At 48.9% G+C, this 20,044-nt stretch carries 18 protein-coding genes; 10 read left to right on the top strand and 8 right to left on the bottom strand.

Translation table 11 applies throughout. From position 1 onward, the window contains the following. Nucleotides 1-197 precede the first annotated feature (197 nt). The 3 genes from DXA36_RS25370 to DXA36_RS25360 all read right to left on the bottom strand — a co-directional run bounded on the left by DXA36_RS25370 (nt 198) and on the right by DXA36_RS25360 (nt 2,653). Nucleotides 198-947 (bottom strand): ABC transporter permease, encoded by a 750-nt coding sequence (locus tag DXA36_RS25370; protein WP_243114744.1) that lies wholly within the window; start codon nt 945-947, stop codon nt 198-200. 104 nt (nt 948-1,051) lie between these two features. Continuing rightward, on the bottom strand, nt 1,052-1,855 hold the full coding sequence (locus DXA36_RS25365) for an ABC transporter permease (RefSeq protein ID WP_118682175.1): 804 nt from the start codon (nt 1,853-1,855) through the stop codon (nt 1,052-1,054). A gap of 9 nt (nt 1,856-1,864) precedes the next feature. Then, complete coding sequence (locus tag DXA36_RS25360; RefSeq protein WP_118682174.1) at nt 1,865-2,653, bottom strand: ABC transporter ATP-binding protein; 789 nt, start codon at nt 2,651-2,653, stop codon at nt 1,865-1,867. Nucleotides 2,654-3,094: 441 nt separating this feature from the next. On the opposite strand from DXA36_RS25360, the gene DXA36_RS25350 reads away from it, so the two are divergent. Continuing rightward, the gene (locus DXA36_RS25350; protein ID WP_118682172.1) at nt 3,095-3,760 is read left to right on the top strand and encodes an HAD hydrolase-like protein; all 666 of its coding nucleotides are present in this window, start codon (nt 3,095-3,097) and stop codon (nt 3,758-3,760) included. A 135-nt stretch (nt 3,761-3,895) separates the two neighbouring features. Further along, nucleotides 3,896-4,702 (top strand): CPBP family intramembrane glutamic endopeptidase, encoded by an 807-nt coding sequence (locus DXA36_RS25345; protein ID WP_118682171.1) that lies wholly within the window; start codon nt 3,896-3,898, stop codon nt 4,700-4,702. On the opposite strand, the gene DXA36_RS25340 is transcribed toward DXA36_RS25345, so the two are convergent. Genes DXA36_RS25340 through DXA36_RS25325 form a run of 4 tightly spaced genes read right to left on the bottom strand, consistent with a single transcriptional unit; the run spans nt 4,680 to nt 8,761 of the window. After that, nucleotides 4,680-5,645 (bottom strand): WYL domain-containing protein, encoded by a 966-nt coding sequence (locus tag DXA36_RS25340; RefSeq protein WP_118682170.1) that lies wholly within the window; start codon nt 5,643-5,645, stop codon nt 4,680-4,682. The two genes, DXA36_RS25345 and DXA36_RS25340, sit on opposite strands and share 23 nt — an antisense overlap. A gap of 3 nt (nt 5,646-5,648) precedes the next feature. Continuing rightward, the gene (locus DXA36_RS25335) at nt 5,649-6,944 is read right to left on the bottom strand and encodes a WYL domain-containing protein (protein WP_118682169.1); all 1,296 of its coding nucleotides are present in this window, start codon (nt 6,942-6,944) and stop codon (nt 5,649-5,651) included. After that, nucleotides 6,928-8,268: an MATE family efflux transporter gene (locus tag DXA36_RS25330; protein WP_118682168.1), complete on the bottom strand. Its 1,341-nt coding sequence runs from the start codon at nt 8,266-8,268 to the stop codon at nt 6,928-6,930. Before DXA36_RS25330 ends, DXA36_RS25335 begins: the two co-directional genes overlap by 17 nt. Nucleotides 8,269-8,323: 55 nt before the next feature. Beyond that, the gene (locus DXA36_RS25325; protein WP_118682167.1) at nt 8,324-8,761 is read right to left on the bottom strand and encodes a MarR family winged helix-turn-helix transcriptional regulator; all 438 of its coding nucleotides are present in this window, start codon (nt 8,759-8,761) and stop codon (nt 8,324-8,326) included. A 357-nt stretch (nt 8,762-9,118) separates the two neighbouring features. Here DXA36_RS25325 and DXA36_RS25320 point away from each other — a divergent pair, with 357 nt between their 5' ends. The 8 genes from DXA36_RS25320 (at nt 9,119) to DXA36_RS25280 (ending at nt 19,747) form a co-directional block, all read left to right on the top strand. After that, nucleotides 9,119-10,132 carry a hypothetical protein gene (locus tag DXA36_RS25320; RefSeq protein WP_118682166.1) on the top strand — a complete coding sequence of 338 codons (1,014 nt, stop codon included), beginning with the start codon at nt 9,119-9,121 and terminating at the stop codon, nt 10,130-10,132. A 474-nt stretch (nt 10,133-10,606) separates the two neighbouring features. Then, complete coding sequence (locus DXA36_RS25315) at nt 10,607-12,298, top strand: extracellular solute-binding protein (protein WP_118682165.1); 1,692 nt, start codon at nt 10,607-10,609, stop codon at nt 12,296-12,298. Between the two features lie 114 nt (nt 12,299-12,412). Beyond that, nucleotides 12,413-13,348, top strand: a complete 936-nt coding sequence (locus DXA36_RS25310; RefSeq protein WP_243114740.1) for an ABC transporter permease — start codon at nt 12,413-12,415, stop codon at nt 13,346-13,348. Nucleotides 13,349-13,358: 10 nt separating this feature from the next. Then, nucleotides 13,359-14,249, top strand: coding sequence for a carbohydrate ABC transporter permease (locus DXA36_RS25305; RefSeq protein ID WP_118682164.1), 891 nt, complete (start codon nt 13,359-13,361; stop codon nt 14,247-14,249). A gap of 50 nt (nt 14,250-14,299) precedes the next feature. Then, nucleotides 14,300-15,448 (top strand): enolase C-terminal domain-like protein, encoded by a 1,149-nt coding sequence (locus tag DXA36_RS25300; protein WP_118682163.1) that lies wholly within the window; start codon nt 14,300-14,302, stop codon nt 15,446-15,448. A 23-nt stretch (nt 15,449-15,471) separates the two neighbouring features. Beyond that, the gene (locus DXA36_RS25295) at nt 15,472-16,443 is read left to right on the top strand and encodes an ArsR/SmtB family transcription factor (protein ID WP_118682162.1); all 972 of its coding nucleotides are present in this window, start codon (nt 15,472-15,474) and stop codon (nt 16,441-16,443) included. A 222-nt stretch (nt 16,444-16,665) separates the two neighbouring features. Next, entirely contained in the window at nt 16,666-17,901 is a 1,236-nt protein-coding gene (locus tag DXA36_RS25290; protein WP_118682161.1) for an RtcB family protein, read from the top strand. 730 nt (nt 17,902-18,631) lie between these two features. Continuing rightward, on the top strand, nt 18,632-19,747 hold the full coding sequence (locus DXA36_RS25280) for a slipin family protein (RefSeq protein ID WP_118682159.1): 1,116 nt from the start codon (nt 18,632-18,634) through the stop codon (nt 19,745-19,747). Between the two features lie 104 nt (nt 19,748-19,851). On the opposite strand, the gene DXA36_RS33365 is transcribed toward DXA36_RS25280, so the two are convergent. After that, nucleotides 19,852-20,044, bottom strand: a 193-nt coding sequence (locus tag DXA36_RS33365) for a hypothetical protein (RefSeq protein ID WP_207666380.1), incomplete at its 5' end; no start/stop codon positions are given.

The raw sequence follows: 20,044 nt of genomic DNA, 5'->3' as shown, positions 1-20,044 counted from the left end.
TGCTGTGAATCCCGGCTGGGCTTATTCTTTCCGGCCGTTCTCTTACAGGGGAAAAGGCCGCCGTGTGATTCCATTATAGCATGAAGCGAAGAGATACTCAAACAGGCAGCCCCAGGGAAAAGGAGGGGAGGGATATGCCGCAGGGCACAAAGGGCCATCTGAACTGCTGCGATCCTAGTAATCTGCCGCATTACTAATCACGACCCGGTGGATTTATAATGCCTCACCCCCACCCGCCACAGCAGGAAGCAGGGGATCAGAAAAAGGAAACCTCCTGCCGGAAGCAGGCTGTACCACCATTTGCCGCGATCCAAAAGAAAAAGAAGGGGATAATACTGGATGCAGGCATAAGGAACCAGAAAGGTAGCGAACAGAAGGACCCGTTTCCCGTAAATATCCACAGGGTATTTTCCATATTCCCTGGCTCCGTCCGTAAGGACATTCATAAATTCCAGCCCTTCCAGGGTAAAAAAACAAATCGCCGCATAGATAAGAAAAATACCGGAAAAGAGTGCGGCCCCTCCTGCCAGCATAAAAAGGACGGTAAATACCTTGGCAGGGCTCCAGACAACCCCGCCTGCCGCCAGTCCATAAGCAAACATCACCGTCGCCTGGATCATTCTTCCGATACGGGTGAATTCAATCCGCTGTCCCAGAACCTGGAAAATCAGGCCGCGCGGCCTTACCATAATCCGGTCAAAAACACCATTCCCTATGATGGAGGCAAAGGTATCGAAACCCCTGGCGAAAACTTCCGCCAGGCCGAACTCCATCAAGGTAATCCCGAAACAGAGCAGTACTTCCTTATAGCTGTAGCCTTTGACCGTATGGAACCGCCGGAACATGAAGTATATTCCTATAAATACATTAAAGGATACGAGGAATTGTCCCATACAGGTCAGAAAAAAAGAGGTTTTATACTGCATGGCGCTTTTCAGCTGGATCATAAAATAATGCCTGTAAAGCCGGAAGCTGTCGGCGGCTTTTTTCCGGAAAGAGGCCGATGCGCCGGTAAGCGGGTCATTTGTTGCCGGTGTAGTTGAAAACATAATTAACCTCCCTGTACCACGATACGTTTCATTGCCAGCTGTTCCAGAAGCCTGCCTGCAAGCACCATGACCAGAAGCCAGAAAACCTGAAGAAGGATGGCTTTTTCCAAAGCAGCCCCGTTCAGATCACCGCTGTATACCCGCAGCGGCACATTCTGCATGGCGGCAAAAGGCAGCAGCTCTATTCCCTTTCTCACGGCATCCGGAAAGAAGGGAAGAGGGATGATGGCTCCCTGGAAAAGCTCGGTTGCGGACAATGCCACAATACGGATGCCGTCCGGCGTAATGGTAAAAAAGGATACCATATAGATGAGCATACAAAATGCCACCACATTAAAAAGTCCCAAAAACATAGTGATGAGGAAAAGGAAAAAGCTTCCCGGATCAACGGGCGCAGAAAGCCCATAAGGAGCTGGGATCAGTGCTGCCGTCAGTAAAATAGGGAGACACCGCAGCCCCGCACGGGACAGCCGGTAAGCCAGGCTTCTTGCAAACCACATAGGGTATATGCCGAGAGGACGGCACAGCTCGTAGGAAATATTCCCGTTTCGTATCGAATCAAAAATTTCCATTTCCATATTCCATCCCATAAATAATACCAGAAACGCCTGCTGTATCCAGACATAAGAACAGGCAGCCTGCAGCGTCATGGGAAAGGCGGCAGGATCCGACTGATAGAAGGCCCGGAAGGTGAGAAGCTCCATCATCCCCCAGAAAAACTGAGTGACGATGCCTGCAAGAGCCGCCGAGCGGTACTGCAGCCCCGTATTGAAACGCAGACGGAAAAAAGACAGATATTTTTTCATGCCCGCCTCCTATATATCATATTGCTGATAGAGGGAAGCCACGGTTTCATCAATGCTTTCCCCGCCTCTGCGGATATCATCCAAAGTGCCGTCCATCAGGATTTTCCCTTTTCCGATGAGAAGAATCCGGCTGGCAAGGGCTTCAATATCCTGCATATCATGTGTGGTGAGGATTACGGTTGTTTTCCGGGCCGCATTCAGCTGCCGGATGAAATCGCGCACGGCAAGCTTGGATACCGCATCCAGGCCGATGGTCGGCTCGTCCAGAAAAAGAAGCTTCGGCGAATGAAGGAGGGAAGCCGCAATTTCACAACGCATCCGCTGTCCCAGGGAAAGCTGCCTGGCGGGAGTCCTCAGAAGCTGGGAAAGGTTCAGAAGCTCCGTAAGCTCGTCCCGGTTTTTCCGGTAAAGCGCCTCGTCAATACCATAAATATCCCGGAGCAGCTCAAAAGAATCGGCCACCGGTACATCCCACCATAATTGGGACCGCTGTCCGAATACCACCCCGATTTCCGCCACATGGCGGACGCGGTTTTCCCAGGGAACCCGGCCGTTAATCCGGCATTCCCCGGAATCCGGGGTCAGAATACCGCTGAGGATTTTAATGGTGGAGCTTTTGCCGGCTCCGTTCGGCCCTATGTAACCTACCATTTCTCCGTCCTGAATGGTAAAGGAAACATCGTCCAGAGCACGGATCCGTTCATATTCCCTGTGGAACAGGCTGTGAAAGGCATGGAGAAAGCCGGCGTCACGCCGTGCCACGCGGTAGGTTTTGGTAATATGGGATACTTCGATCATGGAAAAAATTCACCCCTTTCCAGGTCCATAAATGCGCGGTCTATTCGTTGGAACAAAAACGTATGGGAACAGATAGATGCTGTTTCCGAAGGCCTCGAAAAGGGCCTGCGGAGTAAGAAACAGGGTAATCCCTGTATTAAGAACGGTGAGAGGCTGCTTGCAGCACAGCGTCACTGTCTGAAAACCAAAGATACCGCCCGGATATATAAAAAGAAGCAGTAAACGACCCGGATCCTTTTCAGGCGGACTTTTAGGATAACACTCGGACGTATGAATGTCAAGAAAATACCGTACAAAAATCGATATTGGAATTTGTGCATTTATACCAAAGTTTTCCTGCTTTTTTCAGACTCCCTTCTGTTGTAAAGAGGATCGGGGGAAGTCTTTTGACTTCTGGTATGAACTTTGCTATAGTGAGAAAAAGATCAGGAGGATAAAGCCGTGTTTTCCTATATTTTATTTGATTTGGACGGAACATTGACCGATCCTAAGCCGGGTATCACCGCTTGTGTTCAGTATGCCCTTCATTCCATGGGGATTGAAGAGCCGGATTTGGATAAGCTGGAGCCATTTATCGGCCCGCCGCTTCGAGACAGCTTCCGGGAGTTCTATGGAATGGATACAGAGCAGGCCGAAGAAGCGGTGGTCAAATATCGGGAGCGCTTTTCTGAAAAAGGATTATACGAGAATACGCTATATCCGGATATGGAACAGCTGTTGAAGGTATTGAAGATTTCAGGCTGTCACCTGGCTGTTGCATCCAGCAAGACCGGGTATTTTGTGGAGAAGATACTGGCATATTTTGATATAGACGGTTATTTTGACGTGGTGGTGGGTAGTGAACCGGACGGCTCACGCAGCAAAAAGGAAGAAGTGGTGGAGGAGGTTCTGCGGCGTTATTTCCCGGATGGCAGCATCCCCTATGATGATATTGTCATGGTGGGCGACAGAAAGTTCGATATCACAGGCGGCAGGGAAAATGGGATCCATCAGGTTGGAGTTACCTATGGCTACGCGGCGGCGGGGGAACTGGAAGCCGCAGGAGCCGAATATGTGGTGAATGATTTGGAAGAGCTGGGAAAGGTTTTGCTCCTGCGTGAGAAGTAATATCCTCAAATTTCGCAGTTGCCGAATGGCTTTCCGCCCGCTGTCTGCAGGGCGTTCCCGGGACTGAAAAGGATTTTCGCAGGAGACTTTCATACGTTTTGCAGGTATTGGGGATTGAGGAGGATCCGGACTGCTATGAATCAGAATAAGAATTTATTTTCCGGTAAACCGCAGATTTTCAGGACGATGCTGTCTGTCATCGCGGCCCTTCTGGTATATGAAGCCGGAAAAGCGGCGGGACTGCTTCTGGCAGGAATCCTGCTGGAATACGGCATGACAGGCGGCGGGGGATCCGGAACGGTTAATGAGGGGCTGGCCGGCGGCCTGACGAACCTGATAATGATACTGACAGGAGGCCTGGCGTGTTTTGCGGTCTGGAAATCCTCCCTGGATTTCCGGATAAAAAAGAAGCCCGCCTGGAAGCGGACTTGTGTGTTTATCCTCCTGGCGGCTTCCCTGTCTCTGGGGCTGAATATCATCATTGCATATCTGGATCTGGCCCGGCATTCCCAAACCTTTCAGCAGGTGGCGCAGCAGCAGGCCGATGTTCCTCTATGGCTGGGTATCTGCCTGTATGGGATAGCCGCCCCTCTTTCGGAGGAGCTGGTATTCCGGGGGATTATCTATGGAAAATCCAAAGAAATATTCGGCGCGCCTGCTGCCATGGTATTTTCCGGCGTGGTATTCGGCATTTACCACGCTAATCTGGTGCAGGGCATGTATGCATCCCTGCTTGGCATCATGCTGGCCTGGGTCAAAGAGCGGTACGGTACGCTTTTGGCCCCTGTCATTTTCCATGGGGCAGGCAACCTTGCCGTTTTCCTTCTTATCAATGTGGCCGGTCTGGGAAATGTCCTTGCGCAGCCCCTTGTATGTGCCGGGCTGCTGGCGGTTTCCGGGGTGAGCTTCTGGTATCTGTTTACCAGGAATGCTGCCGCCTGACCCGTTCCCTTACCTGCTCCAGAAAAGATTCCGGTCCCAGGACCTGCACCACAGGCCCGAAGGACAGGATATCGATAAGCAGTTCGGTTTCATCGGCCAGATCGTAATAGATGGAACACAGGTAGCAGCCCCGTTCTTCCTCGTATTCGGTATGCTTTTCATAGCTTGCAAAATGCAGCATACATCGTTCCAGGGAATTACGTTCCCCGCTTATCTGCAGAAGAACCGGTTCCGGCGCCCGGCTGACCGGACGGAACCGGTATTTTGCCGTATGAGCGGGACAGCTTTCCGAAGAAAGACGGCAGTCCCTGATTTTAGCCAGATTTAATTGGGTATTGAGCCGGAAGGCGCCTCTGCTGTATTTCAGGCAGCAGAGCCGGAACTTGTCATCCTTGGAGGAATACTGGAGCTGATAAGGCGCCGCTTCCAAAGAAACAGGCCCCTGTTTCCCTTCATAGGACACAAGCAGGATCCGGTTTTCCTGAAGCGCCCGGAGTATCGTTGCAAAATGCAGACGATACGCCGTATCCGCTATCGGATCCCCGTCCCGATACCGGTCAAAATAATAAAAATCTTCTTCTCGGTATAGCGGTTCCACATCTCCCAGCATATCCTTCAGCTCCTCCAGCTCGGCATCACTGAAAAAAAGACGGATCCGCCCGTCTGCCAGCAGCGCCTTCAGCCAGGATTTCTGGAGCGTACTCAATGGAACATGAGGCGTATGGGTGAGGCGGGAGCGGAATGCATCATCCCCGCAGGGGACAAGAAGGGGCCAGTCACCCCCTGTCAGCTTGGGAAGAATCGCCAGCGCGCTTTCCCCGAAGGCCTTTTCGGCTGCGAGCTGTTCCATCCGCCCGGCCGTGACTGGCGACTGCTCCGCCTCCGTGAGGATGCATCGCACCACATCTATGTAACAGCTGTATATTTCATGAAAAAGTTCCATTTGTCACCTCGTTTCCCCGCTGTCTGCGCTGTCGCAGCCGCAGTACATCTGATACATCCGTTCCCAGTCCGTCATAACCTTATTGACAGCCGCCTGATTGGAACATTGGATATCCATAACCCTCCCGGTAAAGGTCTTTACCCAGGAAAGCATTTCATTGGTATCGAAGAAAAACCCGCTGTAAAGATATTCATTTTCCCGTATCCGCAGCACCTCGCCGCCCCGTCCCTCCCGGTACAGGCGGTTGAGGATATAAGGCTCCTTTTTTTCATCTATAGAAAGCTTGATGCATACCTCCTCAAGTCTGCTGCTGCGGCCTCCGAAAGATACGCCCCAGCAATGAGGAAGATTGCGTCCCAGCTTAAGGGAAAGCTCTTCATAGAAAGGACACTCCTGAAGAAGCTGTATTCTGGTGATACAGTCCAGCCGGAGTGCGTTAAAACGTCTGCTTTCTTCCTGGTACAGGCACAGATACCGCCTTCCGGTCCTGGTGCTCACCAGAATTTTCAGGGGAATCCCTTCCATAACCGTGAGCTTTCCGCTGCGGCTGCTTTTATTTTCCAGGCGGACAGCGCATTTTTGGCGGATAGCTTCCAGGCAGTCCGAAAGGATACCATCCTCCAGCGTATGGACGATAAAATGGTGCTTGCACTGAAAAAATTGATTCTGTATGCCGCTCCGATCCAGAATGGTGCTTCCCACAAACCCAAAAGGCGCCGCTTCCTGGAAAAATTTTACCGCAGTAAGAATACGCCCCCATAACCCCGGAACGGTTTCCGGATCGCTGGCAGTCATTTCTTTTTCACAGGGCAGATCCGGAACAAGGCGGTAATACAAAGCCTTGCCTTTTTTTTCGGAAAGAAACAGCCCCAGTGATTCGTATTCCTTTAACTTGAGCCGGACGGTCTGGCTGTCAAAGATACAGCCATATGAAGTGACAATACTGTCACAAATTTCACCTGCCGTCATTCCCTGCTCCCGGCCTGTCAGCAGATCCGTCAGAAAGAAATGCAGCAGCAGATCATTATCCGTAAAGGTTTTGGACTTCCAGGCCGCGTACAGGGGATTGCGGGGGATGGTTTTGCCGTCCACACTGATATACAGGTGCTTTCCTTTGGAAGTGTAACCGGAACAGGTATAATCCCCCAGCCAGCTTTCAATACGCCGTCTTTCATTATCATAGGTGCGGGCGCTTTTGGCATCAAAATCACTGCGCACCTTAAATCCGTACACAAAGAACTGACGCATATAGTCTCTTATCTTATCAAAATTTTTAATCAGTTCATGAAATTCCTGCATAAGACCCCTCCCCTGCTTGTTCTGTCTTTTCCTTGCTTTGACGCCCCTGTTTTCGGATAAACAGCAGGCTTAGCAGCATCATGCACAGTTGGGAGAGCGGGATAGTTATCCAGGTCCCTTCAATCCCCCACAGCTTCGGAAATATAGAGAGGAACAGCAGCAGACATAGAGGCTCCCCGTAAATCAGAAGGTAGGCCAGCCGGTTTTTCTCCGTTGCATAAAAATAGGATGTGGTGATCCGGGAAAAGCCCACAAACAGGTAACCTGCAATAAAAACAGGAAAGATACGCCCCACATGTTCCGTAACCTCACGGGAGGCCCCAAACAAAGCGGCGGCATTTCCCCGGTTAAAAAAGATAACCAGCATACATACGGCAGATACCCCGAGTGCAAACCGATAAGCCATATTCCGGTAAGACACCGCCTTCGCGCCTTCTTTCTTACCATAACAAAGGCTGATGAGCGGCTGGCTTCCGTCACTCACACCCTGCAGCAGTAAAAAGACAACGGAAGAAAGGTAACTGATGGAGGCATAACAGGCCACCGCCATATCCCCTCCATAAAAAACCGCGCTTTTATTAATGAGGATCAGCGTGATATTCGGGGAAAAGGTGAGCCCGAAAGGTGAAATGGCTACAAACAGCACCTTCCCCGCCATAAGCAGGCTTTCTTTATGAAAAGATAAGGAAGGCCTTTCCCGTTTCCTCAGCAAAAAGATAACGCACACGGCCAGAGTTACCGCCTGCCCGATAACGGTGGCTGCCGCAGCGCCCGCCATTCCGTAAGGAAGCACCCATACAAAAAGATAATCCAGAAGGATATTGGTGACAAATCCCCCGATCATTGCCAGCATAGCCGTTACGGAGCTTCCCATATTCCGGATAAAAGGCACGATTCCTGTTGCCAGTATCTGAAATAATGTACCATAAGCGATATAACGGAAGTATTCCTCTCCCAATTCAAAAATAACGCCCCTGGCCCCGAATGCCCGGAGAATAGGTCCGCCGGTCACGAGAAAAAACGCCGTAAACAGCAGGCCGGATAGTGTGAGCAGTAACAGGGAAATCCCAAAAAACTGCCGGCTGCGCCCATAGTCGCCGGAGCCGTTATGAATGGCAAACTGCACCGCACCGCCCATCCCGATCCCGGTGCCCACAGCCTGGATAAAAGCGGTAAGAGGATAGGCTATATTAATGGCGGCAAGTGCATTATCCCCCAGAGAATTCCCCACAAAAAAACCATCCGCCACGGAATAAATACCCGAAAGTGCGAACGCCAGCATGGAAGGGATAACTGCCTGATAAAAAATTTTACGGTTGTTCATTTTTAACTCTCCTGTCTGCTAATCTACATGTTGCAACGGTTCCGTACCTTTACCATTACGAATTTTCCTCTTTGAAATAAGTTACATAGAGCGAAGTGCTTTCCAGCAAGGCATTCCCCTTTTCATCCCCCAAACGCTCCCATACCCTGCATTCCAGCGCCTGAAGCGCCTCCATGACCTCTCCGGCAAAAACAGAACCGGACGGCGTGAAACAGACCCCCTTATTCCGCCTGTCGTTTTCCAATACATGGAACGATATCCAGCCCCGTTCCCGGAAATTCCGGAGTATGGAATGAACCGTCTGTTTCGGCAGAGTCCACTGCTCACAGATCTGCTTCTGCGTACAGGGCTCCTTCCCTTCCCATAAAGAAAGCAGCACCAGCAGTTCATAATAAGAAAGCCCATACTTTTTGGCCCACTCCTCATATATGGCATTGGTTGCCCGCCAGGCAGAATAATACTGTTTTAACTGTTCTAATATATTGGGATCCATTGAGTACCCTTTCCGGTAAATTAGTCTGATTACAGACTAATTTACCAGATGAGAATATTGTTGTCAAGAAATATTGTTATTCAACATTCTTCCGATTCGCCTGTGTGATAACGATATTCCGGTCACACCGGCAAAGAGGGAGAGCTCAGCTGTAACATATTTACGTCTGAAAGCTGTGTATAAGTTGACATTCTTACAAATATAAAGTATCATAATTATAGTCGTATGGATAAACACGTGCGTTCGCACATTCAGGCAGTTTCTGCCACCAATCACATTTTAAGAATATGGCAGGAATTGTTACAGAAGCCCAGTGGATATGACTTCATCGGTTCCTGCCGCTTACAGGAGGTATGGATGAAGAAAAAAACATGGATATCCCGGGAGCTGGATGCTGCCGGGATAAAGGCACAGTATGATGAGCATGTAAAGCGTATTCTGGGAAGCCGGCAGGTTCTTGCACGGATATTAAAAGGGACAATACACGAATACGCCCCCTATTCCGTAGAAGAAATAACGTTCTGGATTGAACCCGATATCGAAATTGCCAGCGCTGCCCTGCATCCCGGCCAAAAAAAGATGGATGATCGGGCGATAAACGGAGAGAATACAGAAAGCAGTATCCCCGGAGAGGGAAGGGTAACCTATGACATCCGTTTCAAGGCTTTTCTGCCTGCCCGTGGCAGTCAAAGATCCCGCGGCAATAAATCCAGAATCAAGCTGCTGCTAAACGTGGAGGCACAGAAGAAATTTTACCAAAAATACAGGATTGTAACCCGCGGTATTTTTTATGGGGCACGGATGCTGTCAGAGCAGCTGGACAGGGAGTTTCAACATTCAGAATATAGTAAACTGAAAAAAGTACATACTATTTTTATCTGTATGAATGCGCCCCGGCACATTGGAAACGCCATGGCGGAATACCGGATAATAAAGCAGGATATCATAGGAAACATTCCGGAACTTAGGAGGAACTATGATAAGCTGTCAGTAATTATCATCTGTTTGAATGAGAAGCTGAAACAGGGTACGGAAGGAACACTCCATGGATTCCTTAACACGCTTCTGTCCCCTGGAATGGATATCACGGAAAAGAAAGATTCACTGGTACGGGACTACGGTATGAAAATGGAAGAAAAATTGGGAGAGGAGCTGAACGAAATGTGTAATCTGAGCGAAGCAATTGAGGAAAAAGCGATTAAGACCGGAATGAAAAACGGCATGAAAAAAGGAATGAAAATGGGTGTCGAAAAAGGAATACTTCTGGTAAAAAAGGCAAGAAGACTTTCTGCGGAGGGTATGAGCGAATCGGAGATTGCAAAATCATGCGGGCTTACGGCAGAAAAAGTGCATGAGTTACTGGTAGACTGATAAAAGAACGGGTATCGTGATATTTGTAACAGGCCGGAACTCCGGAATACAAGGACTGCGGTTTCAACAAAGCGGGAGTGTTCCTGCGCGGGGTACAGGCCCGATCGCGCAGGAGCGCATAACGAAAAGGAACCAAACAGGAATCCGCCCCTGTTTAGCGGAGGAAGCCGGACACCCCGGGCAGGCTGTGCATTACACTTTGCCGGTAACCCAAAAATTGAAATAGTACAGTTGGCCTGTTCGGCTTTTTTGAATGAATGCGGAAAGGTTGACACCAAATAAATCATATGTTTTAATGAAATTGAACTTCATAAAACGTCTTTTTTTATGAAAAATATCTTATAATTAAGAGAGCGCTTTCAAAACCTATAGGATAATGGCACAAAACAAAAGGGTTCATTTTTGGGAGTATTTCAAAAAAATGGAACTGGTATGGTATCTTTATGGACTAGGTTAAAGGAGGGTGTTTTTTTTATGCAAAAATTTGGGAAATTTATTCGTTTATTTCTTATTATCACGATGCTTGGTTCCTTATTGGCAGGATGCGGGAGAGGAACCGGCGGGGAAGAAGTGAGTAATACCGCGGGCAGTACGAATGCGGAAGAGGACGGGAAAACCGGGGAAGAAGTACCGGGAGAACTGCCGGAAATTATCGTACGGGCGAAAGCGGATACCAATTTTAAGGAAGAGGGATATCCGCTTGTAAAGGAAACGGTAAAGAAAACAATTATGATAAAAAAGCCAGGCAACATTGGCGATGTGGAAGAAATGGAAACACTTCGTTATATTGCAGAAAAAATGAATATCGAAATTGAATGGATTGTTGTGGGTGCTGACGGTTGGAATGAGCGTATGAATCTGATGCTTGCAACAAATGACCTGCCGGACATTATTATGAAGGGCGCTATTCCAAACCTGTCCGCTGCGATTGAGGATGGGCAGGTGATCGCGGTTGATGAATTAATGGACGCGTATTCCGCGGGGTTAAAACCGCTGCTTGAGGAGTATCCGGGAGTTGCTGTTTCCGCAAGAGCTTCCGATGGGAAATTATATACTCTGCCGGGCATTAATACGCTGAAGCCGAATCTGACAAGCCACAGGAATCTCTGGATCAACAAACAGTGGCTTGACAATCTCAACCTGGAAATGCCTGCGACGACAGATGAGCTCCTGGATGTCTTGCGTGCTTTTCGTGATGAGGATGCAGATGGTGACGGCAGCAGGGATAACGAAATCCCTTACGCAGTGGAGGATTCCGGCGCAGGACATACGGCCAGGGTGGATATTATTTCGGGCTTATTCGGGCTGTATTATAACCTGGACTACGAAAATATCCGATTGGAGGATGGCAAGGTCAGCTTTCTGAAAAATACGGAGGAATGGAAAGAAGTGCTTCAGTACATGAATGTCTTGTATACCGAAGGCCTTTTGGACAATGAGGTTTATACGCAGACGGGTGACTCCTCAATCGGAAAAATTTCCTCCGGGAATTGCGGCGTGTTCGGTTTGTCCTCAGATGACCTCTTTACGACGGTAAGCGGCCAGTATGTTGCTTTGGCGCCTGTTAAAAGCCCGAATGGAAAGGAGCCGGTGATTCAATTGGCGTCCAACAGCATGGGCAGCAATACGTTTATCACTGCGGCAGACGAAACACCATGGGTATCGTTCCGGTTCCTTGACTATTTCTTTACGGAAGAAGGCTCTATGACAATTGGCTGTTTCAATGAAGATCTGATAGGGATTACCTGCCAGAAGTATGAGGATGGGACATGGGATTATACGGATGATATGCTTCAGGATGAAAGGGGTGTTGCTGTAGCGGTGGGAGACGCCTGCCCGCTTCCCGGGGGCGGTTTTGGGTATTGGAGAAATGAAAAGAACTCAAACTATATCTATTCCGCCAAAGTACAGGAGAATGTTCCCGTTTGGGAACCGTATTACCAGAAAGATCCGGTTTACGGCACACCGTTATTCGATTCGGATACCCAGAAAAAGGTGGACGCGATCCGGACGGATCTTGATGTTTATGTTTCGGAATGTCAGGCAAAATTCATCACAGGAGAAATGGGCTTTGATGCCTGGGATGACTATTGCGCCACATTACAATCGCTGGGCGCTGAAGAGTTGGTATCCTATTATCAGGCTTACTATGACTCCCTTTCGTAAGGTTACTGTCCGTTATGACGAGTGCGGCGTCCGGCCGGTAACCTGGAAAATTGATACGGTAGGGAGGAGAAGGGTAACCGTTCAGGCTTGTCTGAACGGTTACGTGAAAGGGGGATGAGAAACGTGTTATCCGGTGAGGCAAAAAAAGAATCTTTATGGAAGCGGGTTCTGGCATGCAGGGAATTGTATTTGATGCTCCTGATCCCTGTAATATGGTACCTTTTGTTCCTGTATACGCCTATGTACGGCATCATGATAGCTTTTAAGGACTATCGTGCGGCAAAAGGAATATGGGGAAGCGATTGGGTTGGCTTTGAACATTTTGAACGTTTTTTCAGCAGTTTTTATTTTGAAAGGATTGTGGGGAATACACTGACGATTAACATCCTGAGCCTTTTGTTTGGTTTTCCTTTCCCGATTTTTCTGGCCTTGCTGCTGGGAGAACTGCGGAACGGGAAATTCAGGAAAGCGCTGCAAAATGTTGCTTATATCCCGCATTTCCTTTCGGCGGTCATTGTGGTCAGCATTATGCAGCTAATCCTGAATCCCAATACCGGAGTCTATAATATGATCCGACAGTGGTTCGGACTGCCTGTGACCAATTATTTTGCATCAGTGAATGCTTTTAAACCGATGTACATTATATCCGGTATCTGGCAGAATATGGGATGGGATGCCATTCTCTATATCGCTGCCCTGGCAGGAATTGATACCACTCTCTATGAAGCCGCCTCCATAGACGGTGCGGGGAGGCTGCAAAAAATATGGCATATTTCGCTTCCGGGGATCAGCAGTACCATTACGATCATGCTGCTGCTGCGCTGCGGGCAGATTATGAATATCGGATATGAGAAGGTGCTCTTAATGCAGAACAGCCTGAATCAGGCATCCAGCGATGTGATATCCACCTATGTATACCGGGTGGGTATCCTGGAAGGCAATTTCGATTATTCAACGGCAATCAGTCTTTTTAATTCCGTATGTAATATTCTTCTGCTGCTGATCGCCAATGCGGTTGCCAAGCGGGTGAATGGGACGAGCCTATGGTAGGAGGCAGGTAATGATACAGAGAGTAAAAGGGAAAAAAGAAATTCCGCAGGATAGAGCCGTCAGCCTTTTCTTCAATATTGCAGGTATTCTTATTTTAATCGTGGAAGCCTATCCTTTGATTTATGTGCTCAGCGCTTCCTTCAGTTCCTCGGATGCCATATCGTTGGGAAAGGTTTATTTGTGGCCGGTGGAATTCAGCCTGGAAGGCTATAAGATGCTGGTACAAAATTCCCAAATTCTGAATGGATTCAGGAACAGTATTATTTATATGGGCCTCGGCGTTCTTATTAATATGTCACTTACCATGCTTTTGGCGTTTCCCCTGTCCAGAAAGGAGCTGCCCGGAAGGAATCTAATCACTGTCTTTGTCGCAATTACCATGTATATCAGCGGGGGTTTAATTCCGACTTTTTTGCTCGTAAGCAAGCTGGATCTGGTGGATACCGTTTGGGGACTGCTGTTACCGACTGCGATTTCAACGACAAATATGATTATCATGAGAACGTATTTCAACTCCACAATCCCTGAAGAATTAAGGGAGGCGGCATTCCTGGATGGCTGCAGCTATACGAAATATTTTCTCCGGATTGTAATACCGTTATCGGCACCCATTTTGGCGGTGATTGCCCTGTATTATGCGGTTGATTCCTGGAACACGTATTTTAATGCGTTGATTTACCTGCGTTCTTCGGAGAAAGCCAATCTCCAGCTGGTGCTGAGGGATATTCTTTTAGCGAATCAGGTGAGTTCAGGAGACGGTTCCTATGCGGAAAATTCTAAACTCGGTGTTACAATAAAATATGCGGTTATTGTTGTCAGCTGTGTGCCTATGCTGCTTGTTTATCCGTTTGTACAGCGTTATTTTACGAAAGGTGTTATGATTGGATCGATTAAGGGCTGAAATCGGATAACCCAAAATCAGCGAATAAGAAAAGGAGGAGGAAATAAGAAATGAAACAATCCTGTTATGATGAATGGAATCAGGAGTTAAAAAGGCATCAAATTGAAAGGGTGCAATTTTTCCGATGCCGGGCCAGATATCCGAGACTGCATGGGAAGAATGCAATCCGGGGCTATCATGGTTTCGGCGGAGAGATTGAGGTGGCTAAACTGACAACGGAAGATGGGATTTCAGGCTGGGGACAGCTGAGCAGAGGTATGGCGGAAGCGGAAAAGAGCCGGGAGCTTTTGCGGAAACGTCCCTTTACGGAATTATTTGATTCCGGGACGGGAATCCGGGACGAAAAGCTGCAGGCCTATGATATCCCTCTGCACGATTTGGCCGGGAAAATTCTGGGAATTCCGGTATGCCGTATGATCAATCCGGAATCGGCGCTCAGAGCACCTGTGTATGATGGGGCGGTTTACATGAACGATATCATACCGGAGGATGCACCCTTTGGGGTAGATCGGGTGATACAGGAGAGCATAGAGGATGTGCGTTTGGGGCATACCATGCTGAAAGTAAAAATCGGCCGGGGGTATCGTTGGATGGAGCATGACGAAGGACTGGCGAGGGATATGGAGATCGTCAGACGGATACACGAAGCGCTGCCGGGAATTGCGCTCATGGTGGATGCAAACGATGGGTATACGCTGGAAGATACCCTTGCTTTTCTGGAAGGAATCGGTGATACGGAAATATTCTGGTTTGAAGAGCCGTTCCGTGAAGAAGAAGAAAAAAACCGGAAGCTGAAAGCCTATTTATCGAAAGAACGGCCGGGAACCCTGCTTGCGGACGGAGAATCCGGAACGGATATCCCCTTGTTAAGAGGGTTGGCAGAAAAGAAGCTTCTTGATGTGTGGCAGCCGGATGTCTGTGGGTATGGATTTACCAAATGGAGAGCATTGATGAAGGAAATCAGCCGTAATGGCTGGCTGGCTTCCCCGCATGCATGGGGGAATGTAACCAAAACCCATTATTGTACGCATCTGGCCGCCGCCTATCCGCATCACATCCCCTGTGTGGAGGCTGTTCTGGGATCGATAGAGGGTGTGGATATTGACGGCTACTGTTTGGAAAGAGGTACGATACGGATTCCTGACAAACCGGGTTTTGGCATGGAACTTATCTGGGCCTGTGACATAACGGATTCCTGAAGGGAGGAAGCGGAGGGCTTGACATGATAGACAGCGGGAAGAAAACAGCAAAGTTCAGTTTGAATGATAAGCATGGTCTGCGGAAGATGGCAAGGGCGCTTTCATCGGAAACAAGACTTGCTATTCTTGAAACACTGCAGTCCGGAAGCAGAAGCATCGGTGAACTGTCTGAGGAACTGCAAATCCCCATGTCTACCGTTTCGACTTCGGTGTGTATTTTAGAAGAGAGCGGGCTGATTATTGCCAAAAACAAATCACAGGAACGTGGCATGTTAAAGCTCTGCTCGCCCTGCGTATCGCAGGTGATTTTCAATCTGAACAGGATCGGATCCGTTGAAACGGACGAGACACCCCAAAGTCTTACCATGAATATGCCGATAGGATGCTATACCGACGCACAAAAGATCACGTCCACCTGTGGTATGTGCAATGAGTATTCGATAATAGGGGAAAAAGATAACCCGCTTTGTTTTTTTCATCCGGATCGATTTCTCGCCCAGAGAGTCTGGTTTCATTCCGGTTTTCTGGAATATCGTTTCTCCTTTGCATTTATGTATGATATTATGCTGAAATGGCTGGAAATATCCTTTGAAACGTGTTCGGAAGCGTCGATGTACAGGGATCCGTGGAAGAGCGATATCAGTGTTTATGTAAACGGAGAAAAACTTGGGATTTTTGAAAGCCCCTGCGACTGCGGGGGCGCCCGAGGCGTTCTGACGCCTTCCTGGAACAGCATATTATCGACGCAATATGGATTCTTAATCACATGGAGGCTGGATGAGAGCGGCACATATCTCGATGGGATCAGGACCAGCAGGCTTACGATTTCCGACATCCATTTTTCCGAGCTTCCATATATCAGTGTAAAAATCGGTGTTGCGGAGGATGCTGTACATAAAGGGGGTGTGAATTTATTCGGAGATAAATTCGGGAATTATGCACAGCCGCTGGTACTTAAATTGGGGTATCAGCTGGAAAAGTCAAATATCCCGTAGCAAGCTGCGGGAATGAAAGGGGTTGCCGGCTTCTGATAAGGAGGCCGCAGCCCCTTCTTGGATCCTTCTAAAGAAGGACGCGGTGATGCCGTACCCAAACCGGAGAAAGTTCCGTTTCTTAACCTCGCACCTTTTTTTAAATGATAATTACCATATAATCCCTTATGATAAGCCTGTAACCAAGATACATTGCGGATAAAAAAGAAGAAAGGAAGTGAGGATATGTTTGTAATGTATAATGCGGATACGATGAAGGTCCCGGTTCGGGTATGGCTCAGGGAGGAAAAGGATTTGGAAAAGGGGTGTATGGAACAGGCATATCATCTTTCCCGGCTTCCATTCTTACATAAATGGGTAAGCCTGATGCCCGATACTCACACCGGAATGGGAATGCCCATCGGCGGTGTCATCGCCGCAAAAGGCGTAGTGATTCCCAATGCTGTAGGTGTGGATATCGGCTGCGGCATGGCTTATACCGAGACCAATATTAAAGTGGAGGATATCAGGGAGGTAATGACCGGAAACGGCAGCCTCATCCAGGCCATAATCGGAGACATCATGCGGAATATCCCCGTAGGATTTGCCCACCATAAGACAGAAATGCCCTGTTACACTCTGGATGTGGCTTTTGAGCAGATGGATCGGTACGAGGAGGACGCCGAGCTGCTGGGCCAGCTGGAGGCGGGATATTTCCAGATAGGAACGCTGGGTGGCGGGAATCATTTCATCGAGCTTCAGGAGGACGATAACGGATATCTGGCGGTGATGCTTCACTCCGGAAGCCGTCATTTCGGAAAATCCGTCTGCGATTATTTCCATACTAAGGCCCGGGAGCTGGGCCGAAGATGGTATACCCAGGTGCCCGACGAATACCGGCTTGCTTTCCTGCCGGCGGATACCAGTGAGGGCCGGCATTACCTGGACTGGATGCAGCTTTCTATGGATTTTGCCAAAGAAAACCGGGAGAAAATGCTTCTCGCCGTCAAGGCAATCCTGGAAAAATGGATCGGAAAATATACGGATCTGTCCCTCGCATTTTCAGGGGATATCAACTGCCACCATAATTATGCGGCATTGGAGAACCACTATGGGGAGGACGTATGGGTCCACCGGAAAGGTGCGGTCCGTGCCGGAAACGGAGAGCTGGCCGTAATTCCCGGTGCTATGGGAAGCTACAGCTATGTGGTGATGGGAAAAGGAAACCCCGAAAGCTTCTGTTCCTCCTCCCATGGGGCGGGACGGCAGTATTCCCGGAAGGGCGCCATGGCGGCCTTCACCTGTGAAGAGGTTATGCTGGATCTGCAGAAGCAGGGTGTTATTCTGGGAAAGAAAGGAAAGGCGGATGTGGCGGAGGAAAGCCGGTTTGCCTACAAAAATATCGAAGACGTCATGGATAACCAGACCGATTTGGTGGTGCCCGTAAAACGGCTGAAAACCATAGGCGTTGTTAAGGGCTGATACTGTCTGAGGCTTACAGGGCCGCGCATGTTACGGGAAACCGGATGCGGCGGCGTGCCTCAACGGTGCCGCCGCCTTTGGCGGAGAGGTATTCCGGACAGTTGGCATAGAGGAGGGTTCCTGCCGGTCAGGGTTCTCCGAAAGAGCATGATTTGTCGTGGGTTCGAATCCCACCGTGTATCACACGTAGCTAAGCGGGTATAGCGATCATTATGAAACATCTACCAAATGTTTCCACCATGGAAAAAGGAACTGTTCCGCCTTCGCAGTCTCCTTCTGCGGCCAGTGTCTCTTTGGATACCGTTTCTGAGGGCGTAAGGCAGGGGCTGCCGGAAAGCGGCGGCATCCGCCCTTGCGTTTGCCGGGGAAGCTTAAAAAAGGACCCGCCAAAAAAGGAGGAAGCGGGACAGGATTCTTTTTCAAAAGGTAACTGTTCATCACCCTTCCCCGCTCTTGTCCCCGGGGAGGTATTCTGGCCCTTTGACCCGCGCCCTCAGGCGGGATGTTGTTCCATGGGTGCTGGATCTCCCAAACATTCCGATGAGCCCAGGACATCTGCAGCGGCAGATGAGGCTGCCGCTGCAGATTGGTCTCCTCTCCATGGGATATAAAGCACCCATGGAATAACATCCCGCCTGAGGGAACGGGCCAAAGGGCCAGAATACCTCCCCGGGGACAAGAGCGGGGAAGGGTGATAAACAGTTACTTCAAAAGAAAGGAAGTGCGTTATATGACAAACTATATTATCAAAGAACAGGAATGCGGTTATTTGTGCAGGAACGGTAAGTTCCTCCGCCTGCTCACTGCCGGTAAATATACATATCCCCGGGTTTTCGGCTATACGGTGGAGATCATCCCCATGACAGGGGAAGTGAAAACCTGCGGCATACCGGAGGAAATCCTCATGCAGGATAACAATTTTGCTTCACGTGTGGTGAAGGTTGTCATTCCCGACGAATGCATCGCCATCCGTTTCGTGAATAAGGCATACCGGGAGGTGCTCACCCGTGCGGAGACTTTGTTCTGGAACGTATATGAAAAAAATGAGTTCCGGCTTGTTGACATCACACAGCCCTGCATGGAAGATACCCTTCCCCGTATTTACATGGATCTGATGCCTGTAAAATACTATAAAAAGATCACAATTAAAGACGGGGAAGCCGGCCTGCTGTATTATGATATGCATTTTGAAAAGCGCCTGTCCACAGGCACCTATTATTTCTGGAACTATGGCCGTGAGGTGACCTGCAAGATTTTCAATATGAAAATCCAGCAGATGGATATATCCGGTCAGGAGATCCTCACCGCAGATAAGGTGGGGGTACGTCTGAATGTGGTGTTGAATTATGCCGTCACCAGCCCGGAAAAGCTGGTGGAGCGGGTGGAGGGTGTAGCATCGCTGCTCTATACCTGTGCCCAGCTCATTCTCCGGGAATATGTGGGCAGATGCCGTCTGGATGAGCTGCTTGCCGGGAAAGAGGAACTTTCGGGTATCATCCTGGAAAAAATGAAGGAAAAGCAGGAAGAATATTGTGTGAAGGTGACAAACGTAGGCATTAAGGACATCATCCTTCCCGGTGAAATCCGTGATATCATGAACACCGTCCTGGTCGCGGAGAAGAAAGCCCAGGCCAATGTTATCATGCGCCGGGAAGAGGTGGCATCCACCCGGAGCCTGTTAAACACCGCCAAGCTGATGGAAGAAAATAAAACGCTCATGCGGCTTAAGGAAATGGAATATCTGGAAAAAATCTGCGATAAGGTGGGCAGCATCACCTTAAACGGCGGTAAAAGTGTTCTGGAGCAGCTTTCAGAGCTGACATTGGGAAAGGAGGTATCCGGATAGGAGTAGAACCGACTGATTAAGGAATGCCTGGCAGGATTCGCGGCGATACCGTGATGCTAAACTTCAATAATTATCAGACAACTAAGAACTAATACAATTTATTGTCAGATTATCTGACAACTTAGAAAAATTTCCTGTTTACAAATAAAAAAAATTGTTTTATAATAACCCACAGGTCGCAAAGAGGCGGATAAAAGTCTCTTTGCGACCTTTTTTGCGTATATAAAAGCAGTGAAAACCAAAATGGATTCTTCCTCATGTGCGGATGCGGCGGTGCCCTGTGGGTTGCCTGCCCCG

This window comes from Eisenbergiella sp. OF01-20, assembly GCF_003478085.1.
Taxonomy (GTDB): Bacteria; Bacillota; Clostridia; order Lachnospirales; family Lachnospiraceae; genus Eisenbergiella.
The sequence above is the reverse complement of the archived record's forward strand: the minus strand, read 5'-3'. Positions and strand labels throughout refer to the sequence as shown.

Excerpts from the sequence above, each read along its gene's own strand:
- DXA36_RS25325 (WP_118682167.1), bottom strand. The coding sequence starts at position 8,761 with ATGGATCCCAATATATTAGAACAGTTAAAACAGTATTATTCTGCCTGG.
- DXA36_RS25330 (WP_118682168.1), bottom strand. The coding sequence starts at position 8,268 with ATGAACAACCGTAAAATTTTTTATCAGGCAGTTATCCCTTCCATGCTG.
- DXA36_RS25370 (WP_243114744.1), bottom strand. The coding sequence starts at position 947 with ATGATCCAGCTGAAAAGCGCCATGCAGTATAAAACCTCTTTTTTTCTG.
- DXA36_RS25360 (WP_118682174.1), bottom strand. The coding sequence starts at position 2,653 with ATGATCGAAGTATCCCATATTACCAAAACCTACCGCGTGGCACGGCGT.
- DXA36_RS25320 (WP_118682166.1), top strand. The coding sequence starts at position 9,119 with ATGAAGAAAAAAACATGGATATCCCGGGAGCTGGATGCTGCCGGGATA.
- DXA36_RS25300 (WP_118682163.1), top strand. The coding sequence starts at position 14,300 with ATGAAACAATCCTGTTATGATGAATGGAATCAGGAGTTAAAAAGGCAT.
- DXA36_RS25295 (WP_118682162.1), top strand. The coding sequence starts at position 15,472 with ATGATAGACAGCGGGAAGAAAACAGCAAAGTTCAGTTTGAATGATAAG.
- DXA36_RS25365 (WP_118682175.1), bottom strand. The coding sequence starts at position 1,855 with ATGAAAAAATATCTGTCTTTTTTCCGTCTGCGTTTCAATACGGGGCTG.
- DXA36_RS25280 (WP_118682159.1), top strand. The coding sequence starts at position 18,632 with ATGACAAACTATATTATCAAAGAACAGGAATGCGGTTATTTGTGCAGG.
- DXA36_RS25290 (WP_118682161.1), top strand. The coding sequence starts at position 16,666 with ATGTTTGTAATGTATAATGCGGATACGATGAAGGTCCCGGTTCGGGTA.
- DXA36_RS25335 (WP_118682169.1), bottom strand. The coding sequence starts at position 6,944 with ATGCAGGAATTTCATGAACTGATTAAAAATTTTGATAAGATAAGAGAC.
- DXA36_RS25340 (WP_118682170.1), bottom strand. The coding sequence starts at position 5,645 with ATGGAACTTTTTCATGAAATATACAGCTGTTACATAGATGTGGTGCGA.
- DXA36_RS25305 (WP_118682164.1), top strand. The coding sequence starts at position 13,359 with ATGATACAGAGAGTAAAAGGGAAAAAAGAAATTCCGCAGGATAGAGCC.
- DXA36_RS25345 (WP_118682171.1), top strand. The coding sequence starts at position 3,896 with ATGAATCAGAATAAGAATTTATTTTCCGGTAAACCGCAGATTTTCAGG.
- DXA36_RS25315 (WP_118682165.1), top strand. The coding sequence starts at position 10,607 with ATGCAAAAATTTGGGAAATTTATTCGTTTATTTCTTATTATCACGATG.
- DXA36_RS25310 (WP_243114740.1), top strand. The coding sequence starts at position 12,413 with ATGAGAAACGTGTTATCCGGTGAGGCAAAAAAAGAATCTTTATGGAAG.